Genomic DNA, 19,115 nt, shown 5'->3' on the forward strand with positions numbered 1-19,115 from the left:
TGTTACCGGCGCTTCACGCGATAGACCGCAAGACTACCACGCCAGTTCGCGCCCCAACGGACCGACTGCCCGCCGTGCAGCACCACGCGATCCAGAATCTCGATGCCCACTTCCGGCGCGAGCGCCTCGAAGTCCTTGATCGTGAGCACGCGCACGTTCGGCGTGTTGTGCCATTGATAAGGCAGCGATTTCGACACCGGCATGCGTCCCTGAATCACCGAAAGCCGATGCTGCCAGTAACCGAAATTCGGAAACGACACAATGCATTCGCGTCCGACGCGCACCGTTTCGCGCAGGATCGCGGCGGTCTGATGGATCGTCTGCAGCGTCTGCGAGAGGATCGCGAAGTCGAAGCTGTCGTCTTCGAAGAGACGCAAGCCGTCTTCGAGATTCTGCTGGATCACGTTCACGCCTTTTTGCGCGCACGCGAGCACGCCGGCATCGTTGATTTCGATGCCGTAGCCCTTCACTTCCAGTTCTTCACCGAGCAGCGACAGCAGCGAACCGTCGCCGCAGCCGAGATCGAGCACCGTCGAGCGCGGTTCGACCCAGCGGGCGATCGCGCGAAAGTCCGAGCGCAGCGCGAGGGAATCGAGAGTGTGCTGGTTCATGCGCCGATCTCCGTGGCAATGCGTTCGTAGTAGGCGCGCATCAGATTGTGATAGCGCGCGTCGTCGAGCAGGAAGGCGTCGTGGCCGTGCGGCGCGTCGATTTCCGCGTAGCTCACCGTGCGCTTGTTGTCGAGCAGCGCCTTCACGATCTCGCGCGAGCGCGCCGGCGCGAAACGCCAGTCGGTCGTAAAGCTGGTGATGAGATATTTCGCCGATGTATTGGCAAGCGCTTTCGTTAGATCGCCGTCGAAGGCTTTCGCGGGATCGAAATAATCGAGCGCGCGCGTGATGAGCAGATACGTGTTCGCATCGAAGTATTCGGCGAACTTGTCGGCCTGATAGCGCAGATACGACTCCACTTCGAATTCGACATCGAAATTGAAGTTGTACGCGTCGAGCGCGCCTTCGGCACGGCGCAGCGCGCGGCCGAATTTCACGGCCATGTCGTCGTCCGACAGATACGTGATGTGGCCGATCATCCGCGCGACGCGCAAGCCGCGGCGCGGCTTCACGCCGTGCGCGTAGTAATCGCCGCCGTGGAAATCGGGGTCCGAGAGGATCGCGGAGCGCGCCGTCTCGTTGAACGCGATGTTCTGTGCGGACAGCTTCGGCGTCGACGCCACCACGATGCAATGCGCGAGCCGCTCCGGATACATCATGCTCCACGCGAGCGCCTGCATGCCGCCCAAGCTGCCGCCCATCACGGCCGCGAAGCGCTCGATACCGAAGCGGTCCGCGAGACGCGCCTGCGCGTTCACCCAGTCCTCGACGGTGACGACCGGAAAGCTCGCGCCATACGGTTTTCCGGTTGCGCCGTCGATGCTCATCGGTCCGGTCGAGCCGAAACACGAGCCGAGATTGTTCACGCCGATGACGAAGAAGCGGTTCGTGTCGAGCGGCTTGCCGGGGCCGACCATGTTGTCCCACCAGCCGACGTTCTTCGGGTTATCGGCGTGAATGCCGGCGACGTGATGCGACGCGTTCAGCGCATGGCACACGAGCACGGCGTTCGAGCGCGCGGCGTTCAGTTCGCCATAGGTTTCGACGACGAGTTCGTAGTCGCCGAGCGACGAGCCGTTCTGCATCCGCAGCGGCTCGGTGAAGCGCATTGTTTGGGGAGTGACGATGCCGATCGATTCCATTCATTCCGCCTTTGACCTGGCGGCTAAACGGTGTCGGCGATGCGCTGCCTGAGAAATCGAGCGCGGCTGACGACCTCTTTAGCCGCATTTATAGTGAACCCCGCGAAAGATCACTGAGGTTCGCGCGCCCGCAATCGAGTCAGCAAATCGGCGCACTGTTCATGTTCGAGAAAATCTCGTTAGCGGGGAAGTATAGCGGAAAACGTCATAACGCCGTCAATAATGCCGCCATCTGCCGCGCCTTGGATGCGGCCCGCTTTAGCGTCTATATTGTCTAATCGCCTCGTCGTCCCGAGGAAAGGACATGAAACCGAGCCGGGTCAGACCGCTCAGTCACCTGAAGAGCCGCGCGGCCGAGATGATCCGCAATATCGTCGAGAGCCGCGAGCCGATGCTCATCACGCAGAACGGTGAAGGCAGGGTCGTCGTGCAGGATGTGCAGTCCTATGAAGACCTGCATCAGACGCTTGCCTTGCTGAAGATTCTCGCGATGGGACAGAAGACCATCGAAGCCGGCCACTGCGTGAGCGCCGGCGATGTCTTCGCCGAGATCGAGCGCATGGACCGCGAGGAAGGCTTCAAATGAAGACCGTTTTCCTGGATCCGGTGCGTCGGGATCTGCAGGATTTCCGGCGCTATGTCATCAACAAGTTCGGCGGCACGGCGTGGGCCGCTACGCGCAACAAGTTCGCGGAAACCATTGCCGAGATCGAAGCCGCGCCGCGCAACGGCTCGACGCCGCCCGAGCTCGTCGACTTTCGCATGTCGGGCTATTACGAAGTGCCGAGCGGCACGAACCGCATCATCTACAAGGTCGATGGCGACACGATTTACGTGCATCTCGTCGTCGATGCACGCTCGGACCTCGAAGACATACTCGCGCGCCGCTTATTTCGGATGTAGCGGCAATCGGCGCGATTGCGTCAGCGCGCGCAGCGAGCGCACCGTGCGATCCACATAGTGCGGCCGCCCGGAACCGGGCTTGCGAATCGACAGCCCGCCGTTCGACGTTTTCGCGACCGGCAGATGTCCGACGATCCACACGGTGCGAATCCCGAGCCGCCGATACGACTTCAGATGCCCGCGCGTGTCCTCGACGAGAATCGCGTCCTCGAGACGCACGTGCGCGCGGCGCATCGCGTGGCGGAGCATCGGCGCATCGGGCTTGGCGCGCCAATGGTGGCCGCTGCGCATGTCTTCGATGGCAATCACGCGCTCGAACAGCTTCGCGATGCCCAGTTCCGCGAGCACCGTGCGCGCGTAGAGCGTCGGCGCGTTGGTGAGCACGATCTTGCGTCCGGGCAGCGCGCGCAGCATGCGCGTGAGGCCGCGTTCGGCGCGCAGCATCGACGCAAGATCGGGAAACGTGTGCACCTCGTGCAGGAAGTCGGCGGCATCGACGCCGTGATGTCGCACGAGCCCGAGCAGCGTCGCGCCGTAACGCACGGTATAGCCGACGCGCAGCCGGTTCGCCTCGTCGATGTCGACGTTCAGGCGATCCATGATGTACTGCGTCATGCCGCGATTGATCGCCGGAAACACCGCGTGCGACGCGTGATGCAGCGTGTTGTCGAGATCGAAGAGCCAGACGGGGCCGCGCGTCTTGACGCGGCGTCGGCGGGAAAGGCGTTGCGCGGTCATCGTGCGCCGTTATCGTAAGAACGCCCGCGCGAAGGCGGGCGTCTTTAGCAAGGGAACGAGCTCAATGCGAGCGGATCATCGTGCCGAACGGCTGCTCGGTCAGGATTTCGAGCAGCACCGAATGTTCGATGCGGCCATCGATGATGTGCACCGAGCGCACGCCGCTCTTCGCGGCATCCAGCGCGGACGAAATCTTCGGCAGCATGCCGCCGGAGATGGTGCCGTCGGCGAACAGGGCGTCGATCTCGCGCGCGGAAAGATCGGTGAGCAGATTGCCTTCCTTGTCCATCACGCCGGGGATGTTCGTCATCATGACGAGCTTCTCCGCGTTCAGGACGACGGCGAGCTTGCCCGCGACGAGGTCCGCGTTGATGTTGTACGAGAGGCCGTCTTCGCCGAAGCCGATCGGTGAAATGACCGGGATGAACGCGTCGTCCTGCAGCGCCTTGACGACCGCCGGATTGATCGCCTCGACCTCGCCGACCTGACCGATGTCGATGAACTGGCCCGGATTGTCGCGGTCCGGCATCATCAGCTTGCGCGCGTGGATCAGGCCGCCGTCCTTGCCGGTCAGACCGACCGCGTGGCCGCCGAAGTGATTGATCAGCGTGACGATATCCTGCTGCACTTCGCCGCCGAGCACCCACTCGACGACTTCCATCGTCTCTTCGTCGGTGACGCGCATGCCTTGAATGAAGGTGCCCTGCTTGCCGATCTTCTTCAGCGCCTGATCGATCTGAGGGCCACCGCCATGCACGATCACCGGATTGATGCCGACGAGCTTCAGCAGAATGACGTCGCGCGCGAAGCCCTGCTTCAGGCGCTCTTCGGTCATGGCATTGCCGCCGTATTTGATCACGACCGTCTTGCCGTGATACTGACGGATGTAGGGCAGCGCCTCGGCCAGGATTTCAGCCTTCAGGGTCGGCGCGATTTGCGTGAGGTCGGGTAGCTCGGACATGGCGGCAAATGAGGCGAGGAGCGTTTAAACACGCCGAATTGTACAGGACCGACGCTCCGCGGCAGGACGAATTGCCGCGGTCGCGCCACGTTTTCCGGCGGGCGTTCCGGCGTGCGATCATCGTTTCGGCAGATTGATGACAAGATGATGAACCCATCCACGGAAACGAACGAACGCGAAGCGCCGGGCGCGCAGGTTTGCGAACGCTGCGGCGCGACGTTTCGCTGCGGCGCGCTCGCGGGCGATGCGTCCTGCTGGTGCGCGTCGCTGCCCGCGTTGCCGCTGGATCGATTGCGGCCCGGCATTCGTTGTCTGTGTCCCGCGTGTCTCACAACGGAAGCCGGGCGCGGCACGACTTCCAGTTAGCAGAGCGCGTGCCGAGGTGCGACAAATCGCGCCAGATGTCGCAGCAGGCGGGATGCAAACGGGATAATGTCGCACGGAGCGCGCACGCGCTAACACGCACTCAATCAGATGCATCGCATAACCAACACCGGACGGGTCAATCTCGGTCATCTTTTCTGGCTTCGCTCGCTCGCGATCATCGGCCAGCTGACGACCATCGCCGTCGTCCAGATATTCTTCGGCGCGAAGCTTCCGCTGCCCGCGATGCTGCTCGTCATCGCGCTCGAAATGGTCTTCAACGGCCTCACGTGGATGCGCGTCGCGCGGGCGCGTCCGGAAACCAATCTCGAACTGTTCGGGCAGATGCTCGTCGACCTCGGCGCGCTGTCGGCGCTGCTGTTCCTGTCCGGCGGCGCGACCAATCCGTTCGTCACGCTTTATCTGCCGTCGCTCGCGATCGCCGCCGCCGTCCTGCCGTGGACGATGATGACCTGCCTCGCGCTCTTCGCCGTCACCTGTTACGCGCTGCTTAGTTACAACTATGTGCCGCTCAACATCGAGAATCCGGCCAATCTGTTTGATTATTTCCGCACGGGCCTGTGGGTCAACTTCATGGTGAGCGTCGTGCTGATCGGCTGGTTCGTCGCGCGCATGTCGCGGGCGCTGCGCGTGCGCGACGCCGCGCTTGCCGACGCGCAGCAGCGTCATCTTCGCGATGAGCGGGCCGTCGCGCTCGGCGTGCAGGCGGCGACCGTCGCGCACGAAATGGGCACGCCGCTTTCGACCATCGCGATGCTGTCGGAGGAATTGCGCGATTCCGCCGCGCACGACAAGAACCTCGCACCCTACGCGGCCGATTTCGAATTGCTCGAACAGCAGATGGCTTTGTGCACGTCCGCGCTCGCGCGCCTGCGCAGCCGCGCGACCGGGCCGTCGAGCCGCCAGGCGCTCGACGAGTGGCTGTCGAGTTTCATCGAGCAATGGCGTCTGCGGCATCCGCAGGTGAAATTCGCGCAAATCGACCGGACGCCCGCGGATGCATCGATCGACGATGCCGTCGCCGTCGGACAGATTTTGACGATCCTGCTCGACAACGCCGCGCGCGCGAGCAGCGAATCGGTGACGCTGCAGGCGTCGGCGGAAACCGTCGACGAACTGGATTACGTGCGCTTCGACGTGTGCGACCGCGGTCCGGGCATTCCCGCCGCGCTGCGCGGCACGCTGGGCGCCGGACCGGTCGACAGCACGCAGGGCGGACACGGCGTCGGGTTATATCTGGCGTTCGCGGCGGCGGCGCGGCTCGCAGGTTCGATCGAACTGATCGACGGCAATCCGCGCGGCACGTGCGCCGTGTTGCGCCTGCCGAATCGCGGCGCGGTGGCGGCGCCCGCGCAGACGGCAAGAACTGAACGAAGCGGCGCGGCCTGAACTCGAACTCAGGCGCACGCGAGCGGCATTTTGGAGAAGAAACACATGAGCGATACCAACTTCCTGATCATCGACGACGATGAAGTCTTTGCCGGCATTCTCGCCCGCGGCCTGACACGGCGCGGTTTCACGCCGCATCAGGCACACAATGCGGACGAAGCGCTGAAGCTCGCCAACCAGCACAAATTCGGCATGATCACCGTCGATCTTCACTTGGGCAACGATTCCGGCCTGCGCCTCGTTGCGCCGCTGCGCGACCTGCAACCGGACGCGCGCATTCTCGTGCTGACCGGCTACGCGAGCATCGCGACGGCCGTGCAGGCGGTGAAGGACGGCGCGGACAACTATCTCGCGAAACCGGCGAACGTCGAATCGATTCTTTCCGCGCTGCACGAGCAGGCGAGCGAGCAGACGGCCGAAGAGGCGATCGAGAACCCGACGCTGCTTTCGGTCGCGCGGCTCGAATGGGAGCACATCCAGCGCGCGCTGGCGGAGAACAACGGCAATATTTCCGCGACGGCGCGCGCGCTCAACATGCATCGGCGCACGCTGCAGCGCAAATTGGCGAAGAAACCGGTGCGGCAGTAAGGCGGATGACGCCCGAGGAACTCGGGCGTCGGTTCGATATCGATGCGTTCGAAAATCGCATCGACGAAAACGGGCGCCCAAAAAAAGAACCGCCCAAGCCGGGTGCCAAGGGCGGAAATCGGAGAGTTGCAACGACATGCGCGTACATGGAACACGCATGGACAAAGCATACGTTGCAGCGTTGGGCGCCCAAATCAGAAAATTCCCAATTAGGAATTTGCTTAGGTTGTCTGCTACTTAGCAGCAATTTGCGGATTTCTTTCGGACGAGCTTTCGCGGTTCTTTCGTCCTTGTTTCAGCGTCCATTTCGCCGGCGTTATCTCCTTCATACGCGCTCAAGAATTTTGCAGCGAGCGCCGTAAAGCCACTCTGTGCGCGAACCGAAGTTTGCGCCGCGCCGTCCGCGGGCGTCGTCCGCGGGGCGTGAAAGAGGAGACTTCGATGAAATGGTTTGACCGCCTGTCCGTGCTCAGCAAGCTTTTGCTGTCTTTCGCGGTCGTGATTCTGTTCACTGCGTGCGTGGGCGCCACCGGCGTGGTTTCGCTCGCGAAGATGAACTTCCTGATCGAGGAAATCGGCGACCGTCACATGGACGGCCTCTATTGGGTCGAGGAAATCAACAAGCACAAGCTCAACACGGACCTCGCCGCCGCCAACCTCACTTTCGCCGACGATGCCGGCAAGGAAAAGCTGAAGGAAGGCATGGCCGGATCGCTCGACAGCATGCACCGCGCGTTCGAGCGCATGCGCCCGACGATGCGCTCGGCAGAAAGCCTCGCGCTCTACGATGCGGCCAGCAAGTCCGTCGCCGCGTGGGAAGACATCGTGCTGATGCAGATGGGTAAGAAAGCGATGCCCGTCGACGTCGATCAGATGGGCCTCATCGCGCGCGCGATCGCCGCGAGCGAGAAGGCGCGCGAATCGCTTGAGCGTCTCGCCGACTTCAAGCGCAAGCGCGCGACCGAGGCGCGCAGCAGCGCGGCATCGGAGTATGAAACGATGCGCGTCGTGATGCTCGCGCTCGTGTTCGGCGCGATGGTCGCGGGCGCGTTGCTCGCGGTGCTGATCGGGCGGCGTCTGTCGGCGCAACTCGGCGGCGAGCCGGCGTACGCGGCGGATATCGCCGACCGCATCGCGCGCGGCGATCTGGCGACGCGCGTCGCCACGCGTCCCGGCGACGACAGCAGCATGCTCGCGAGCCTCGGCAACATGAGCGCGAAGCTCGCGGACATCGTCGGCGGGATTCGGCATTCGAGCGATTCGATCCTGTACGCATCGCGCGAAATCGCGCAGGGCAACACCGATCTGTCGCAGCGCACGGAAGAGCAGGCGGCATCGCTGGAAGAGACGGCGTCGAGCATGGAGCAGCTCACGCAGACCGTGAAACAGAATGCGAGCAATGCGGACGAGGCGAGCGGACTCGCGCGCGGCGCGTCGGATGTATCGGCGCGCGGCAGCGAGCTCGTGGGCGAGGTCGTCGACAACATGCGCGAACTGGCGTCGGGCTCGAAGCGCATGACGGACATCATCGCGGTGATCGAAGGCATCGCGTTCCAGACGAACATACTCGCGCTGAACGCGGCCGTGGAAGCGGCGCGCGCCGGCGAGGAAGGGCGCGGCTTCGCGGTGGTCGCGGGCGAAGTGCGCTCGCTCGCGCAGCGGAGCGCGACGTCGGCGAAGGAAATCAAGGAGCTGATCGAAGCGTCGACGGCGCGCGTGGACAGCGGCGCGGCGCTCGCCGAGCGTGCCGGCGCGACGATGGCCGAAGTCACGCAGGCCGTGCAGCGCGTGACGGACATCATGGCGCAGATTTCGTCGGCATCGCATGAGCAGAGCGCGGGCATCGAGCAGGTGAATCGCGCGGTCGCGCAGATGGACGAGGTGACGCAGCAGAACGCGGCGCTCGTTGAACAGGCCGCCGCCGCGGCGGGCGCGATGGCCGATCAGGCCGAGCAATTGAAGAGCGCGGTCGCGGTTTTCGAGCTGGAGCGCGACGTCTCCGGCGCGGGAAAAGTGTGACGCGTCGCGGGCATGCGACGGCCAAACGGTCGTAATATCGGCTCGCTTGCCACCCGAGAGCCCGCTCCGTACACTCGCGCCTGATTTTTTCAGATCGAGCGCGCCGCACGGAGCGGCGCCTCACCGCCGCCAAGGAGCCCCGCCGATGTCCGATTCCTATTTCCCGCGCTGGCCGGTCCAGCCGGACGCCCAGGAGGGTCGCGTCGTCGGGCCCGACCAGCGCCTCGCCTGGCCGCAGATGATCGCGATGGGCGTTCAGCACGTCGTCGCGATGTTCGGCTCGACCGTGCTCGCGCCGCTCTTGATGGGCTTCGATCCCAATCTGTGCATCTTCATGTCGGGCATCGGCACGTTGCTGTTTTTCGTGCTGGTCGGCGGGCGCGTGCCGAGTTATCTCGGTTCGAGCTTCGCGTTCATCGGTCTCGTGATCGCGGTGACGGGATACAGCGGTCACGGCCCGAACCTGAACATATCGGTGGCGCTCGGCGGGATCATTGCGTGCGGCGTGGCTTACACGATCATCGGATTGATCGTTGCGGCGGTCGGCACGAAGTGGATCGAAGCGCTGATGCCGCCGGTCGTGACGGGCGCGATCGTCTGCGTGATCGGGCTGAATCTCGCGCCGATCGCGGTGAAAGGCGTGATGGGCAGCAGCTTCGAATCGTGGATGGCGCTCGTCACCGTGCTGTGCGTGGGGGGCGTCGCGGTGTTCGCGCGCGGGATGGCGCAGCGGCTGCTGATCCTGATCGGTCTCGCGATCGCGTACATCATTTATGCGGCGCTCACGAACGGGATGGGCATGGGCAAGCCGATCGACTTTTCGATCGTCGCGAACGCTGCGTGGTTCGGCATGCCGCACTTCACCGCGCCTGTCTTCGAAGGCCCGGCGATGACGCTGATCGCGCCGGTCGCGATCATTCTGGTTGCGGAGAATCTCGGGCACATCAAGGCTGTCGGCGCGATGACGGGCAAGAGCCTCGATAAGTACATCGGGCGCGCGTTCATCGGCGACGGGCTGGCGACGATTGCATCGGGCTTTGCCGGGGGCACCGGTGTGACGACGTATGCCGAGAACATCGGCGTGATGGCCGTCACGAAGATCTATTCGACGCTCGTGTTCGTGATCGCGGCGCTGTTCGCGATCGTGCTCGGGTTTTCGCCGAAGTTCGGCGCGCTGATTCAGACGATTCCGGGGCCGGTGCTCGGCGGTGTGTCGATCGTCGTGTTCGGGCTTATCGCGGTGACGGGCGCGCGCATTTGGGTCGTCAACAAGGTGAATTTTTCGGATAACCGGAATCTGATCGTTGCGGCGGTGACGCTCGTGCTCGGGACCGGGGATTTCACGCTGAAGCTCGGTGGGTTCGCTCTCGGTGGCATCGGGACGGCTACGTTCGGCGCTATCATCTTTTATGCGCTGTTGCGGCGGCGGGGGGCGGGGGTGGTTTGAGGGTTTTTGCCGCTCGGTTTCAATTTCTTGGGTTTGAGGACATTGCGCTCGTACGGGGCGGCATCGGTGGATGACGTCCCTCAAACCGCGCAAGCGCGTCCGTCGCAGACGCGCTGGCTCAGCGATCGACGCGCCACAGCGCGCGTCGCCACCTCAGCCGATCCATCCGCTCTTCCTGATCGATTTCATCCCCCCGAACGCGCTCGCTCGTAGAACTCCTGAGTCACTGCGCGCCGCTTGAAGATCTGCGCAGCGGGCTGAATTATCAACAGAAAGACTAGCCCCGCGACCGCGATACTCCAAAACCAGCCAGGGCCGAACTCGCCCGCTTCGCCCAGGATCAGCAGCAACACGGTCAGGCAAACGAAGCCGTATGAAGTCGACATTTGAATCAGGCTCAGGTTCGGCTCGACGGCGCGCGCGATCGGTGCATAGTCCTTGCCGATCAAATTCAGCCGGACACCCTCGGCGGCAGGCGTGACTACGACCTGCGGACCCTGCCCGTACTGCATCAATTCAGCCGCGAGTGCTTGCATCAGCAGCGGGCTGGCCGGTCCCGGAAGGCCGATTGCATGATCGAGGTCGAGCAAGGTCAATTCCGGCTCGCTGTCCTTCACCGCTGCGCGCATCACGTGGCCGTCGGGTTTGGACAGACCGCTCATCCACATGTGCTTCAGGCGCTTGACCGGTGTCGGCTCGGCAGTGACAAGCGTCTTGATGGCGTCAGGTATGTCGTCTGTTGTCGTGGGCATCGAGCGAAAGAGCCGCGCCTTGGGCTTGAGCTTCTTCTCGCGAAGCAGATTCCATGAAGCGAACAGCAGCGCGACGGCCGCTTCCGTGCAAGGTGCCGCGCCTTCCTCCTGAAGCTGACACGCGAGCAGAAGGCACAGGTCCGGCGTTCTCTTGCGCCGGTCATGGTCGTAGTCATAGCGGACGGACTTCCTCGCAGACGAACCAGATGCCGGTGCGTTCGCACAAGCGCTTGAGAAACGCCAGATCAGACTCTTGCCACTGCGTGACGATGCGCCGCTTTCGATACGTCCGATACAGCTTCATGTCCACGCGCGCCCAAATCTTGTTGAAGCCGTGGTCCTGCAAGAGTTGATGAATGATCTCAGGCTCGCTCTTGTCGAAGAAGAAGCGAACTTTCGGCGTGTTTCGCAGAAGCGCGAGCCGCGATTCCAATACGACTTCGTAGACGCTTTGGTTCTTCGAGGTCGAAAGTTTGGAGAAGCCCGTCACGACGCCGTATTTGTGACGTGGCGGTTCGGGTCTGAGTCGTCGCGGCGGCTGAATAAGCAACGAGCCGCGCTTGCCAAGATATTCACGCTGAGACAAATCGTGCGAGGTATGCGTGAACTGGATTGTGTAGCGGCTCTCGCGTCCGATCGCTTCTTCGCCCTCGATACTGAAAACATCGGCAGTGGCCGAACTCGGTACACTGCGCATCTCCAGAAAATAAGGCTGATGCTGTCCTTGAAAGGCATGGTCACGCCTTTCAAAGTATTCGTCGCTTCGATTCAAGTATTCCTCCTTCGTGGCTGAACGCACGTAACCGGCATAAAAAAAACCGCCGTTGGCGAGTCAGAAGCAGTGCTTAACTTCGGAGCGTCGTTGATCCAGACGATGACGTACGCGAGAAGCCGCGCTTTCCTAGTCCGAAGTTGCCATTGTTTCCGATCAGACTCGTTAGCCCTACGAAGGGTAGCGCAAGCCGCTTGATATGTGTGTCAATTCTTGACGCACCGCCCTTGTGAAGATCAATCTCCCGCGCCGGACGAGAGAATCAGATTGTTCTTGCGCGCTCAGGCGAGGCGAGACAGTCGCAAAGGGAAAGCGTAACTCGCTTTAGCGTCTCGCGCGTTGCGAACTTTTTACTCAGCGTTAGTCGTATCTATTCGGGAATTCGCATGGCCCATGTAAGGAAGATAAAAAAATTCCTGCTTTGCGCCGCACAGAAACGAGGCCAATAAAAATCAAGATCGCGACAAGAAGCCCCAAACCCCTACGCCCCCGCCCCCCGCTTCCGATTCACAATAGCAGTCTCCGAAAGATCCACCTCCCGCATCAGCTTATTGAGCGTTTCATCGTTGATATGCTGCAACGAGCGCAGCTTCAGCAATTCCGCTCGCTCGGCCCGCAACGCCGCCATCTTCAACCGCGTCTCCACCATTTCGCTCTTCTTCGCGGCCTTGCGCGACGCTTCTTCATCGCCGAGCGATTCCAGCCGTCTGCGATACATGCTCATCACGCGCGCGGTCGAATCGGCGCAACGCGCGGACGCGGCTTCGTCCATCTGTTCGATGAGCTCATCATGCGTATCGTCGATCGCGCGAATCGCGGCCTGCGCCGCGCGACGACGCGCCATGCGCTCCTCCACCGCATGCGGATTCTTCTCGCGCTCGATGCCGCGCAGCATCAGCGGCAAGCCGACGACGGCGATCAGGAGCGACGCCAGAATCACCGCCGACGCGATGAAAATCGCCAGATCGCGCCCGGCGAGCGTCACGGGCAGCGACAGCACGCCCGCCAGCGTCACGGCACCGCGCACGCCGCCGATCGTCGTCAGCGCCAGCGTGCGAAAACCGGGCGCGGCGCTGTCGAGGCCCTGCTTCGCCGTACGGCGCGCGGCGACCCAGCGCAGCGAATACACCCACACGAAACGCAACGCATAAAGCGCGATCAGCGTCGCGAACACATAGCCGATCAACAGCCCCACCTGCGCGTTGCCGTCGTGATGCGCCTCGATCAGCGCCTGCCCGATGATGTGCGGAAACTGCAGCCCGAGCAGGATGAACACCATGCCGTTGAAGACGAATTCGATCATCGTCCAGGTGCTCGTCATGCGCACGCGCACCGCGCTCGGAATGCCTTCGCGCAAGCTCTGAATGTTCATCATCATGCCCGCCGACACCGCCGCCAGAATGCCCGAGCAGCCAACGTGCTCGGCCATCACGTACGACGCGAACGGAATCAGGATCGTGAGGATGACGCCCGCGGCGGGATCGTCGTCGTCGGAGAATTTCAGCAGGCGCGACGGAATCTCGGTGACGGCCCAACTGATCGCCGCGCCGATCGCCAACCCGCCCGCCGCGATGATGAAAAAGCTGACCGTCGCGTCGCGCAGCGAGAACACGCCCGTCAGCGCGGCCGCGATCGCGAACTTGAGCGCGACGAGGCCCGACGCATCGTTCATCAGCGCCTCGCCTTCGAGAACGTGCATCAGGTTCGCGGGAATCCGGTTGCGCCCGGCGATGCCCGTCAGCGCGACGGCATCGGTCGGCGAAAGCACGGCGGCGAGCGCGAACGCGATGGGCAGCGGCATCGACGGAATCATCGCGTGCAGGAAATAGCCGAGCACGCCGACGGTGATGAACACGAGCCCGAGCGCAAGCATCAGGATCGCGCGGCGCTGCATGTACAGCTCGCGCTTCGGTATGCGCCAGCCGTCCGCGAACAGCAGCGGCGGAATGAAGAGCAGCATGAAAAGTTCAGGATCGAACGTGACGTGCAGCGCGAATCCCGGCCACGCGAGGCACGCGCCGATCGCGATCTGGATGAGCGGCAGCGGCAGCTTGATCGGAAGCAGGCTCAGTCCGAATCCCGAAAGCGCGACAGCCAGCAGAAGAATGAGAACGGTAAAAACGATTTCCATGTGTGCGCTACTGCACCAGACGCACGAACGGCTGTGCGCGCGGCGTCTAGCATTGTTTCGATGAGCGCAAAGTTTAGCGTTTGCTCGCGATGCGGGCAGCGGACGCGCCGCCGGCTTCCGCACCGCGACGGTGCGCGTGCACCTGAAATCGCCTGCTGACGGTGCACGCGGGACGCAAAACACCGGCTGCGCGCAGCGCGCTCTGCGCATGGAGCTTGCTTTACCGAAAGCCACGGGACAGAGAGACTCCCGGCGAGATCACCGAGGGCAGTTCTTATGACAATGGTATGGGGCATCACGCAGCCGAGTGCGTTTCGCCACGGCGTTCAGGCGAGGGCATCCGCATGATGATCGCAAATCCCGAGAAGACGACGGTTTCCGCGCGCAGCTTCGAGCTAGGCGTGACATCGGGCTTCGATCGCTATTCGGTCGAACACGGCGAGTTGACGTTATCGAGCGTCTTTCAGCCGGTGTTCAGTCTGTCGCACATGCGCGCCGTCGGATACGAGGGCTTGCTGCGCGCGCACGATGCGCTCGATCGCCCGGTGTCGCCGCTCGATGTGTTCGGGCAGGCATCGCGCGTCGGCGAGGCGTTGCAGATCGACCGGCTCGCGCAGGCGCTGCATCTGGAAAACTTCAGGATGCTCGGCGCGAAGGACGAATGGCTCTTTCTCAACGTGCATCCGGGCGCGCTGACCGAGCCGTATCACGCCGCCGCGCTGCTCGCGAATCTGAAGCGCCTGAATCTGGAGCCACGCCGCGTCGTGCTGGAAGTGCTCGAGCAAAGCGCCGAGGATATCGAGCGGCTCGCGCTCGCGGTGCAGCAGTTCCGCGACCACGGCTTTCTCATCGCGCTCGACGATTTCGGCGCGGGGCATACGAACATCGAACGGATCTGGCAGCTCGATCCGGACATCGTCAAACTCGATCGCGTCATGCTTTCGCACGCCGGCCACAACGTTCACGCGCCGCTGTCCGCTCGCTCGCTCAAGCAGCGGCAGAACATGGAGGCGGTGCTGTCGGGCATCGTGTCGTTGCTGCATCAGGCGGGCAAGCTCGTGCTGATCGAAGGCGTCGAGACCGAGCACGAGGCGCAACTCGCGCTCGCGAGCGGCGCGGATTTCGTGCAGGGCTTTTTCTTCGCGCGGCCGCATCCGGGTCTCGCGGACAGCGCGCACGCGCAAAACGTGATCGGCGAGCTGACCGAGCGTTACCGACTGCAGACCGAAGCGCGCGAACGGCGCGTCGCGACGAGGCTTCAGCCGTATATCCGCGCGTTCGAGCGCGCGGCCGAGCGGCTCGCGGCGGGGGAGCCGCTCGAAGAAGTGTGCTGGAATTTCCTCGCGCTCGATAACGCCGCGCGCTGTTTTCTGCTCGATCAGAACGGCAAGCAGGCCGGCCGCAACGTCGTGCTGCGCGCCGACCGCGCCGCGCACGAAGCGCGCTTTCTGCCGCTCATCGATGCGCAGGGCGCGAACTGGCTGCGCCGTCCGTACTTCCGCGCGGCCCTCGGCGATCCCGAGCGCGTGCACGTGACGAAGCCGTATCTGTCGATCAACGAAGCGATGCCCTGCGTCACGCTCTCCGTGGAGACGCGCGCGCAGGGCAAGCGCTGCGTGCTGTGCGGCGATATCGACTGGCTGCCCGACGATATCGACTGATTACTTCGCCACGACGACCGGAATCCCCTTCAGCGATGCCGCGCCCTTCACCGAATCGATGGAGGCGCGCACCGCGTCGCCCGTCGCCGCTTCGATGCCGATGCGCGCCGCGATGTCGCGTTCGCTGCGCTTGACCATCGCGACGTTCGCGAGCTTGACGTGTCCGTAGCCGCGCACTTTCTCGAACAGCGCGGCGAGCGCTTGCACGTCCTTCGCGTTGTCGGCGTTCAGGCGGGACAAGGCGCGCGTCATGGTGATCTCGAAGTCGTCGGCGAGCTGACGCTCCATGCGGCGTTCGAGCGTCCGTCCGAAGACGTCGAGCGCGGTGCCTCGCAGCGCGCGAAACTTCGCGAGACCGCCGAGCACCGGCCACATCCACTGGCCGAACACTTTCTTCTTCGGCGCGCCGTGTGACAGAACCGGCGGCGCGAAGTTGAACTTCACCGCGTAATCCGAGCCTGCCGTGCCTTCGAACTGCGCGCCGAGCGCGGTGCGGAACGCCGGGTCCGCGTGCAGGCGCGCGACTTCGTATTCGTCCTTCACGGCGAGCAGCTTGTAGAACGAAATCGCGATGGCGCGCTTCACGTCCTCATTCGCCGATGCCTTCGCGAGCAGCGACCGATAGCGCCCGACGAACTTCTTGCCGCCATACGCGAGCAAGCGCGCTTCGCGATCGCCGATGAGTTCCGCGAGCGGCATATCCGCCATGACGATGCGCTTCGGCTGGGTCGATGCGGTCAGCGATTCGAGCGCTTCCATGTCGTGCGCGGCGAGACGGCCGATCGAAAACGCCAGCTTGTTCGCCGCGACCGCGACGTTGTTCAGTTCGAGCGCGCGCATCAACGCTGCGAGCGACAGCGGCACGAGGCCGAGCTGCCACGCGAAGCCGAGCATCAGAATGTTCGCGCCGATGGTGTCGCCGAGAAAACGCTGGGCGAGCGCTTGCGCGTCGCAACTGCGCATCGCGTCGTGCGCGGCGGGGCCGGCGGCGTGACGCATCTTGTCGAGCAGCGCATCCGCGTGAAGATTCGCTTCGGGGTTCTGCACGAAGCTCGCGTTCGGAATCGCGTGCGTGTTCACGACGATCTTCGTGCGATCGTGCCGCACCGTCTGCAGCGCTTCCGGGCTCGCGCCGACGACCATGTCGCACGCGAGCAGCAAGTCGGCCTGTTGCGTGTCGATGCGTACCTGATTGAGCAGCGCATCGGTCGCGGCGAAGCGCACGAACGACAGCACCGAGCCGCCTTTCTGCGCGAAGCCCATGAAATCGAGCACCGACGCGCTCTTGCCTTCGAGATGCGCCGCCATGCTGATGAGCGCGCCGACCGTCACGACGCCCGTGCCGCCGACGCCCGTCACGAGGATGTCGTACGGCGCGTTATCGAGCTGGCCTTGCGGCAGCGGCAAGGCATCGACGCGGCGCGCGAGTTCGGCGGGATCGAACGCGTGGCCTTCGGCCTTCTTGAGCTTCGCGCCTTCGACCGTGACAAAGCTCGGGCAGAAGCCGTTCACGCACGAATAATCCTTGTTGCACGACGACTGATCGATGCGGCGCTTGCGTCCCAGTTCTGTTTCCACAGGCTCGACCGACAGGCAATTCGATTGCACGCCGCAATCGCCGCAGCCTTCGCAGACGGCTTCGTTGATGAAAAGCCGCTTGTCCGGATCGGGAAACTCGCCTTTCTTGCGGCGGCGGCGCTTTTCGGCGGCGCACGTCTGATCGTAGATGAGCACGGTGACGCCCGGCGTGTCGCGCAGACGGCGCTGCACGTCGTCGAGCTCGCCGCGATGATGAAACGTCGTGCCGCGCGGAAACTGATCTTCGTGACCAATGTATTTCTCCGGCTCGTCGCTGACGACGACGAGCAGCGCGATGCCTTCGGCTTCGACCTGACGCGCGATCTGCGGCACGGAAATGCTGCCGTCGACGGGCTGGCCGCCCGTCATCGCGACGGCGTCGTTATACAGAATCTTGTACGTGATGTTCGCCTTCGCCGCCACGGCCTGACGAATCGCGAGAATGCCGGAATGAAAGTACGTGCCGTCGCCGAGATTCTGAAAGACGTGCGGCGTTTTCGTGAACATCGAGTGCGACGCCCAGTCGACGCCTTCGCCGCCCATCTGGATGAGACCGGTCGTGTCGCGCTCCATCCACGACGCCATGAAGTGACAGCCGATGCCCGCCTGCGCGACCGAGCCTTCCGGCACTTTCGTCGAGGTGTTGTGCGGGCAGCCCGAGCAGAAATAGGGCGTGCGCTTCACGGCATCGGCGACATTCGACAGGATTTGCGGCGCGACCAGATCGACCACTTTGTCGCGGCGATCGAGCGCCGGCTTGTGACGCGCGAGCCAGTCGGCGAACACCGGCAACACGCGCGACGGACGCAATTCGCCGAGCGCGGAAAGCAGTTGCGCGCCGTCGCGAGCGTTCTTGCCGATGACGATCGGCCGCGCGCCGTCGACGCGGTTATACAGATGATCCTTGATCTGCTGCTCGATGACCGGGCCCTTCTCCTCGATGACGAGCACTTCGCTCAGACCTTCGACGAAGGTCTCGAGCCGCGTCGTTTCGAGCGGATATGACAGCCCGACCTTGTAGATCCGCACGCCCGCGCGGTCGAGATCGTCGACGGTGAGATCGAGGCGGCGCAGCGCTTCCATCAGATCGAGATGCGCCTTGCCGCACGTCACGATGCCGACGTTCGCACGCGGGCTCGGCGCGATCCACTTGTCGATGCTGTTCGTGCGCGCGAAGTGGCGCACGGCCTCGATCTTCGCCGCGAGACGCGCTTCGATCGTGAGGCTCGGCAGATCGGGCCAGCGGTTGTGCAGGCCGCCCGCCGGCGGCGTGAAATCTTGCGGCGCTTGCCAGTCGAGCCTGAGCGCATCGAGATCGACGGTCGAGCCGGATTCGACCGTCTCCGAAATCGCCTTGAAGCCGATCCACGCGCCCGAAAAGCGCGACAGCGCCCAGCCGTAGATGCCGAACTCCAGCATGTCAGCGACGTTCGACGGATTCACCACCGGCATGTGCCAGGAGATCATCGTCTGATCGCTCTGATGCGGCATCGACGACGACACGCAGCCGTGGTCATCGCCCGCGACGACGAGCACGCCGCCGTGCGGCGACGAGCCGTACGCGTTGCCGTGCTTGAGCGCATCGCCTGCTCGATCGACGCCCGGGCCTTTGCCGTACCACATCGCGAACACGCCATCGACGGTGCGTTCCGCGTCCGATTCCACGCGCTGCGTGCCGAGCACGGCCGTGCCGCCGAGTTCCTCGTTGATCGCGGGCAAGAAGCGCACATCGTGCGACGCGAGCAGTTTCTTCGCTTTCCACAATTGCTGATCGACCATGCCGAGCGGCGAGCCGCGATATCCGCTGATGAAGCCAGCGGTGTTCAGGCCGGCGGCGCGGTCGAGTTCGCGCTGCATCAAAACCAGACGCACGAGCGCCTGCGTGCCGGTGAGGAAGATCCGGCCTTTCGTGGCGGAGAGGTTGTCGCCGAGTTGATAGTCCGACAGCGCGGGAGGAAAAAAGGCATCGGCGGGGACGCGCGCGTTCATGAGATCTCCGTGTCTTGTAGGTATGCGAGGCAATGCGACATTCTTTGCCG

Annotated in this window: 16 protein-coding genes; 8 read left to right on the forward strand and 8 right to left on the reverse strand. The window is 63.6% G+C overall.

Going from position 1 to position 19,115, the window contains the following annotated elements:
* Positions 1–2 precede the first annotated feature (2 nt).
* Together metW and metX are read right to left on the reverse strand one after the other, a co-directional pair.
* On the reverse strand, positions 3–611 hold the full coding sequence (gene metW, locus NCS00_RS00845; protein WP_008352006.1) for a methionine biosynthesis protein MetW: 609 nt from the start codon (positions 609–611) through the stop codon (positions 3–5).
* Positions 608–1,753, reverse strand: a complete 1,146-nt coding sequence (gene metX / locus NCS00_RS00850; protein ID WP_008352005.1) for a homoserine O-succinyltransferase MetX — start codon at positions 1,751–1,753, stop codon at positions 608–610. The genes metW and metX overlap by 4 nt, the downstream gene beginning before the upstream one ends.
* A gap of 304 nt (positions 1,754–2,057) precedes the next feature.
* Between metX and NCS00_RS00855 the strand changes: the two genes are divergently transcribed.
* Together NCS00_RS00855 and NCS00_RS00860 are read left to right on the forward strand one after the other, a co-directional pair.
* Positions 2,058–2,339 carry a type II toxin-antitoxin system Phd/YefM family antitoxin gene (locus NCS00_RS00855; RefSeq protein ID WP_034470337.1) on the forward strand — a complete coding sequence of 94 codons (282 nt, stop codon included), beginning with the start codon at positions 2,058–2,060 and terminating at the stop codon, positions 2,337–2,339.
* The gene (locus NCS00_RS00860; RefSeq protein ID WP_008352003.1) at positions 2,336–2,656 is read left to right on the forward strand and encodes a type II toxin-antitoxin system RelE/ParE family toxin; all 321 of its coding nucleotides are present in this window, start codon (positions 2,336–2,338) and stop codon (positions 2,654–2,656) included. The genes NCS00_RS00855 and NCS00_RS00860 overlap by 4 nt, the downstream gene beginning before the upstream one ends.
* Here NCS00_RS00860 and NCS00_RS00865 read toward each other — a convergent pair.
* Together NCS00_RS00865 and argB are read right to left on the reverse strand one after the other, a co-directional pair.
* On the reverse strand, positions 2,642–3,394 hold the full coding sequence (locus NCS00_RS00865; protein ID WP_250438811.1) for a pyrimidine 5'-nucleotidase: 753 nt from the start codon (positions 3,392–3,394) through the stop codon (positions 2,642–2,644). The two genes, NCS00_RS00860 and NCS00_RS00865, sit on opposite strands and share 15 nt — an antisense overlap.
* Positions 3,395–3,455: 61 nt before the next feature.
* A complete protein-coding gene (gene argB, locus NCS00_RS00870; protein WP_008352001.1) occupies positions 3,456–4,355 on the reverse strand; it encodes an acetylglutamate kinase in 900 nt (299 codons plus the stop codon).
* 144 nt (positions 4,356–4,499) lie between these two features.
* On the opposite strand from argB, the gene NCS00_RS00875 reads away from it, so the two are divergent.
* From NCS00_RS00875 to NCS00_RS00895, 5 genes are all read left to right on the forward strand, one after another.
* Positions 4,500–4,721, forward strand: a complete 222-nt coding sequence (locus tag NCS00_RS00875; RefSeq protein ID WP_008352000.1) for a cysteine-rich CWC family protein — start codon at positions 4,500–4,502, stop codon at positions 4,719–4,721.
* A 108-nt stretch (positions 4,722–4,829) separates the two neighbouring features.
* The gene (locus NCS00_RS00880) at positions 4,830–6,128 is read left to right on the forward strand and encodes an ATP-binding protein (protein WP_250438812.1); all 1,299 of its coding nucleotides are present in this window, start codon (positions 4,830–4,832) and stop codon (positions 6,126–6,128) included.
* Between the two features lie 45 nt (positions 6,129–6,173).
* A complete protein-coding gene (locus NCS00_RS00885) occupies positions 6,174–6,716 on the forward strand; it encodes a response regulator transcription factor (RefSeq protein ID WP_008351997.1) in 543 nt (180 codons plus the stop codon).
* A gap of 441 nt (positions 6,717–7,157) precedes the next feature.
* Positions 7,158–8,735, forward strand: coding sequence for a methyl-accepting chemotaxis protein (locus tag NCS00_RS00890; RefSeq protein ID WP_175979717.1), 1,578 nt, complete (start codon positions 7,158–7,160; stop codon positions 8,733–8,735).
* 145 nt (positions 8,736–8,880) lie between these two features.
* The gene (locus NCS00_RS00895) at positions 8,881–10,182 is read left to right on the forward strand and encodes a solute carrier family 23 protein (protein WP_250438814.1); all 1,302 of its coding nucleotides are present in this window, start codon (positions 8,881–8,883) and stop codon (positions 10,180–10,182) included.
* A gap of 185 nt (positions 10,183–10,367) precedes the next feature.
* Here the strand turns inward: NCS00_RS00895 and NCS00_RS00900 are convergent, their stop codons facing one another.
* The 3 genes from NCS00_RS00900 to NCS00_RS00910 all read right to left on the reverse strand — a co-directional run bounded on the left by NCS00_RS00900 (position 10,368) and on the right by NCS00_RS00910 (position 13,837).
* Positions 10,368–11,219, reverse strand: a complete 852-nt coding sequence (locus NCS00_RS00900; protein WP_502801569.1) for a KPHS_23130 family T6SS system protein — start codon at positions 11,217–11,219, stop codon at positions 10,368–10,370.
* Positions 11,107–11,706 carry a contractile injection system protein, VgrG/Pvc8 family gene (locus NCS00_RS00905; protein ID WP_250438818.1) on the reverse strand — a complete coding sequence of 200 codons (600 nt, stop codon included), beginning with the start codon at positions 11,704–11,706 and terminating at the stop codon, positions 11,107–11,109. The genes NCS00_RS00900 and NCS00_RS00905 overlap by 113 nt, the downstream gene beginning before the upstream one ends.
* A gap of 481 nt (positions 11,707–12,187) precedes the next feature.
* Positions 12,188–13,837, reverse strand: a complete 1,650-nt coding sequence (locus NCS00_RS00910) for a Na+/H+ antiporter (RefSeq protein WP_250433399.1) — start codon at positions 13,835–13,837, stop codon at positions 12,188–12,190.
* A gap of 344 nt (positions 13,838–14,181) precedes the next feature.
* On the opposite strand from NCS00_RS00910, the gene NCS00_RS00915 reads away from it, so the two are divergent.
* Positions 14,182–15,498, forward strand: a complete 1,317-nt coding sequence (locus tag NCS00_RS00915) for an EAL domain-containing protein (RefSeq protein ID WP_008351986.1) — start codon at positions 14,182–14,184, stop codon at positions 15,496–15,498.
* Here the strand turns inward: NCS00_RS00915 and NCS00_RS00920 are convergent, their stop codons facing one another.
* Entirely contained in the window at positions 15,499–19,065 is a 3,567-nt protein-coding gene (locus tag NCS00_RS00920; RefSeq protein WP_250438820.1) for an indolepyruvate ferredoxin oxidoreductase family protein, read from the reverse strand.
* Between the last annotated feature and the right edge of the window lie 50 nt (positions 19,066–19,115).

The organism is Caballeronia sp. AZ1_KS37, assembly GCF_023631165.1.
In the GTDB taxonomy this organism is placed as follows: domain Bacteria; phylum Pseudomonadota; class Gammaproteobacteria; order Burkholderiales; family Burkholderiaceae; genus Caballeronia; species Caballeronia zhejiangensis.

Coding starts and splice junctions, on each gene's coding strand:
- NCS00_RS00885 (WP_008351997.1), top strand. CDS start 6,174: ATGAGCGATACCAACTTCCTGATCATCGACGACGATGAAGTCTTTGCC.
- NCS00_RS00910 (WP_250433399.1), bottom strand. CDS start 13,837: ATGGAAATCGTTTTTACCGTTCTCATTCTTCTGCTGGCTGTCGCGCTT.
- metX (WP_008352005.1), bottom strand. CDS start 1,753: ATGGAATCGATCGGCATCGTCACTCCCCAAACAATGCGCTTCACCGAG.
- argB (WP_008352001.1), bottom strand. CDS start 4,355: ATGTCCGAGCTACCCGACCTCACGCAAATCGCGCCGACCCTGAAGGCT.
- NCS00_RS00875 (WP_008352000.1), top strand. CDS start 4,500: ATGATGAACCCATCCACGGAAACGAACGAACGCGAAGCGCCGGGCGCG.
- NCS00_RS00860 (WP_008352003.1), top strand. CDS start 2,336: ATGAAGACCGTTTTCCTGGATCCGGTGCGTCGGGATCTGCAGGATTTC.
- NCS00_RS00895 (WP_250438814.1), top strand. CDS start 8,881: ATGTCCGATTCCTATTTCCCGCGCTGGCCGGTCCAGCCGGACGCCCAG.
- NCS00_RS00865 (WP_250438811.1), bottom strand. CDS start 3,394: ATGACCGCGCAACGCCTTTCCCGCCGACGCCGCGTCAAGACGCGCGGC.
- NCS00_RS00920 (WP_250438820.1), bottom strand. CDS start 19,065: ATGAACGCGCGCGTCCCCGCCGATGCCTTTTTTCCTCCCGCGCTGTCG.
- metW (WP_008352006.1), bottom strand. CDS start 611: ATGAACCAGCACACTCTCGATTCCCTCGCGCTGCGCTCGGACTTTCGC.
- NCS00_RS00880 (WP_250438812.1), top strand. CDS start 4,830: ATGCATCGCATAACCAACACCGGACGGGTCAATCTCGGTCATCTTTTC.
- NCS00_RS00855 (WP_034470337.1), top strand. CDS start 2,058: ATGAAACCGAGCCGGGTCAGACCGCTCAGTCACCTGAAGAGCCGCGCG.
- NCS00_RS00890 (WP_175979717.1), top strand. CDS start 7,158: ATGAAATGGTTTGACCGCCTGTCCGTGCTCAGCAAGCTTTTGCTGTCT.
- NCS00_RS00915 (WP_008351986.1), top strand. CDS start 14,182: ATGATGATCGCAAATCCCGAGAAGACGACGGTTTCCGCGCGCAGCTTC.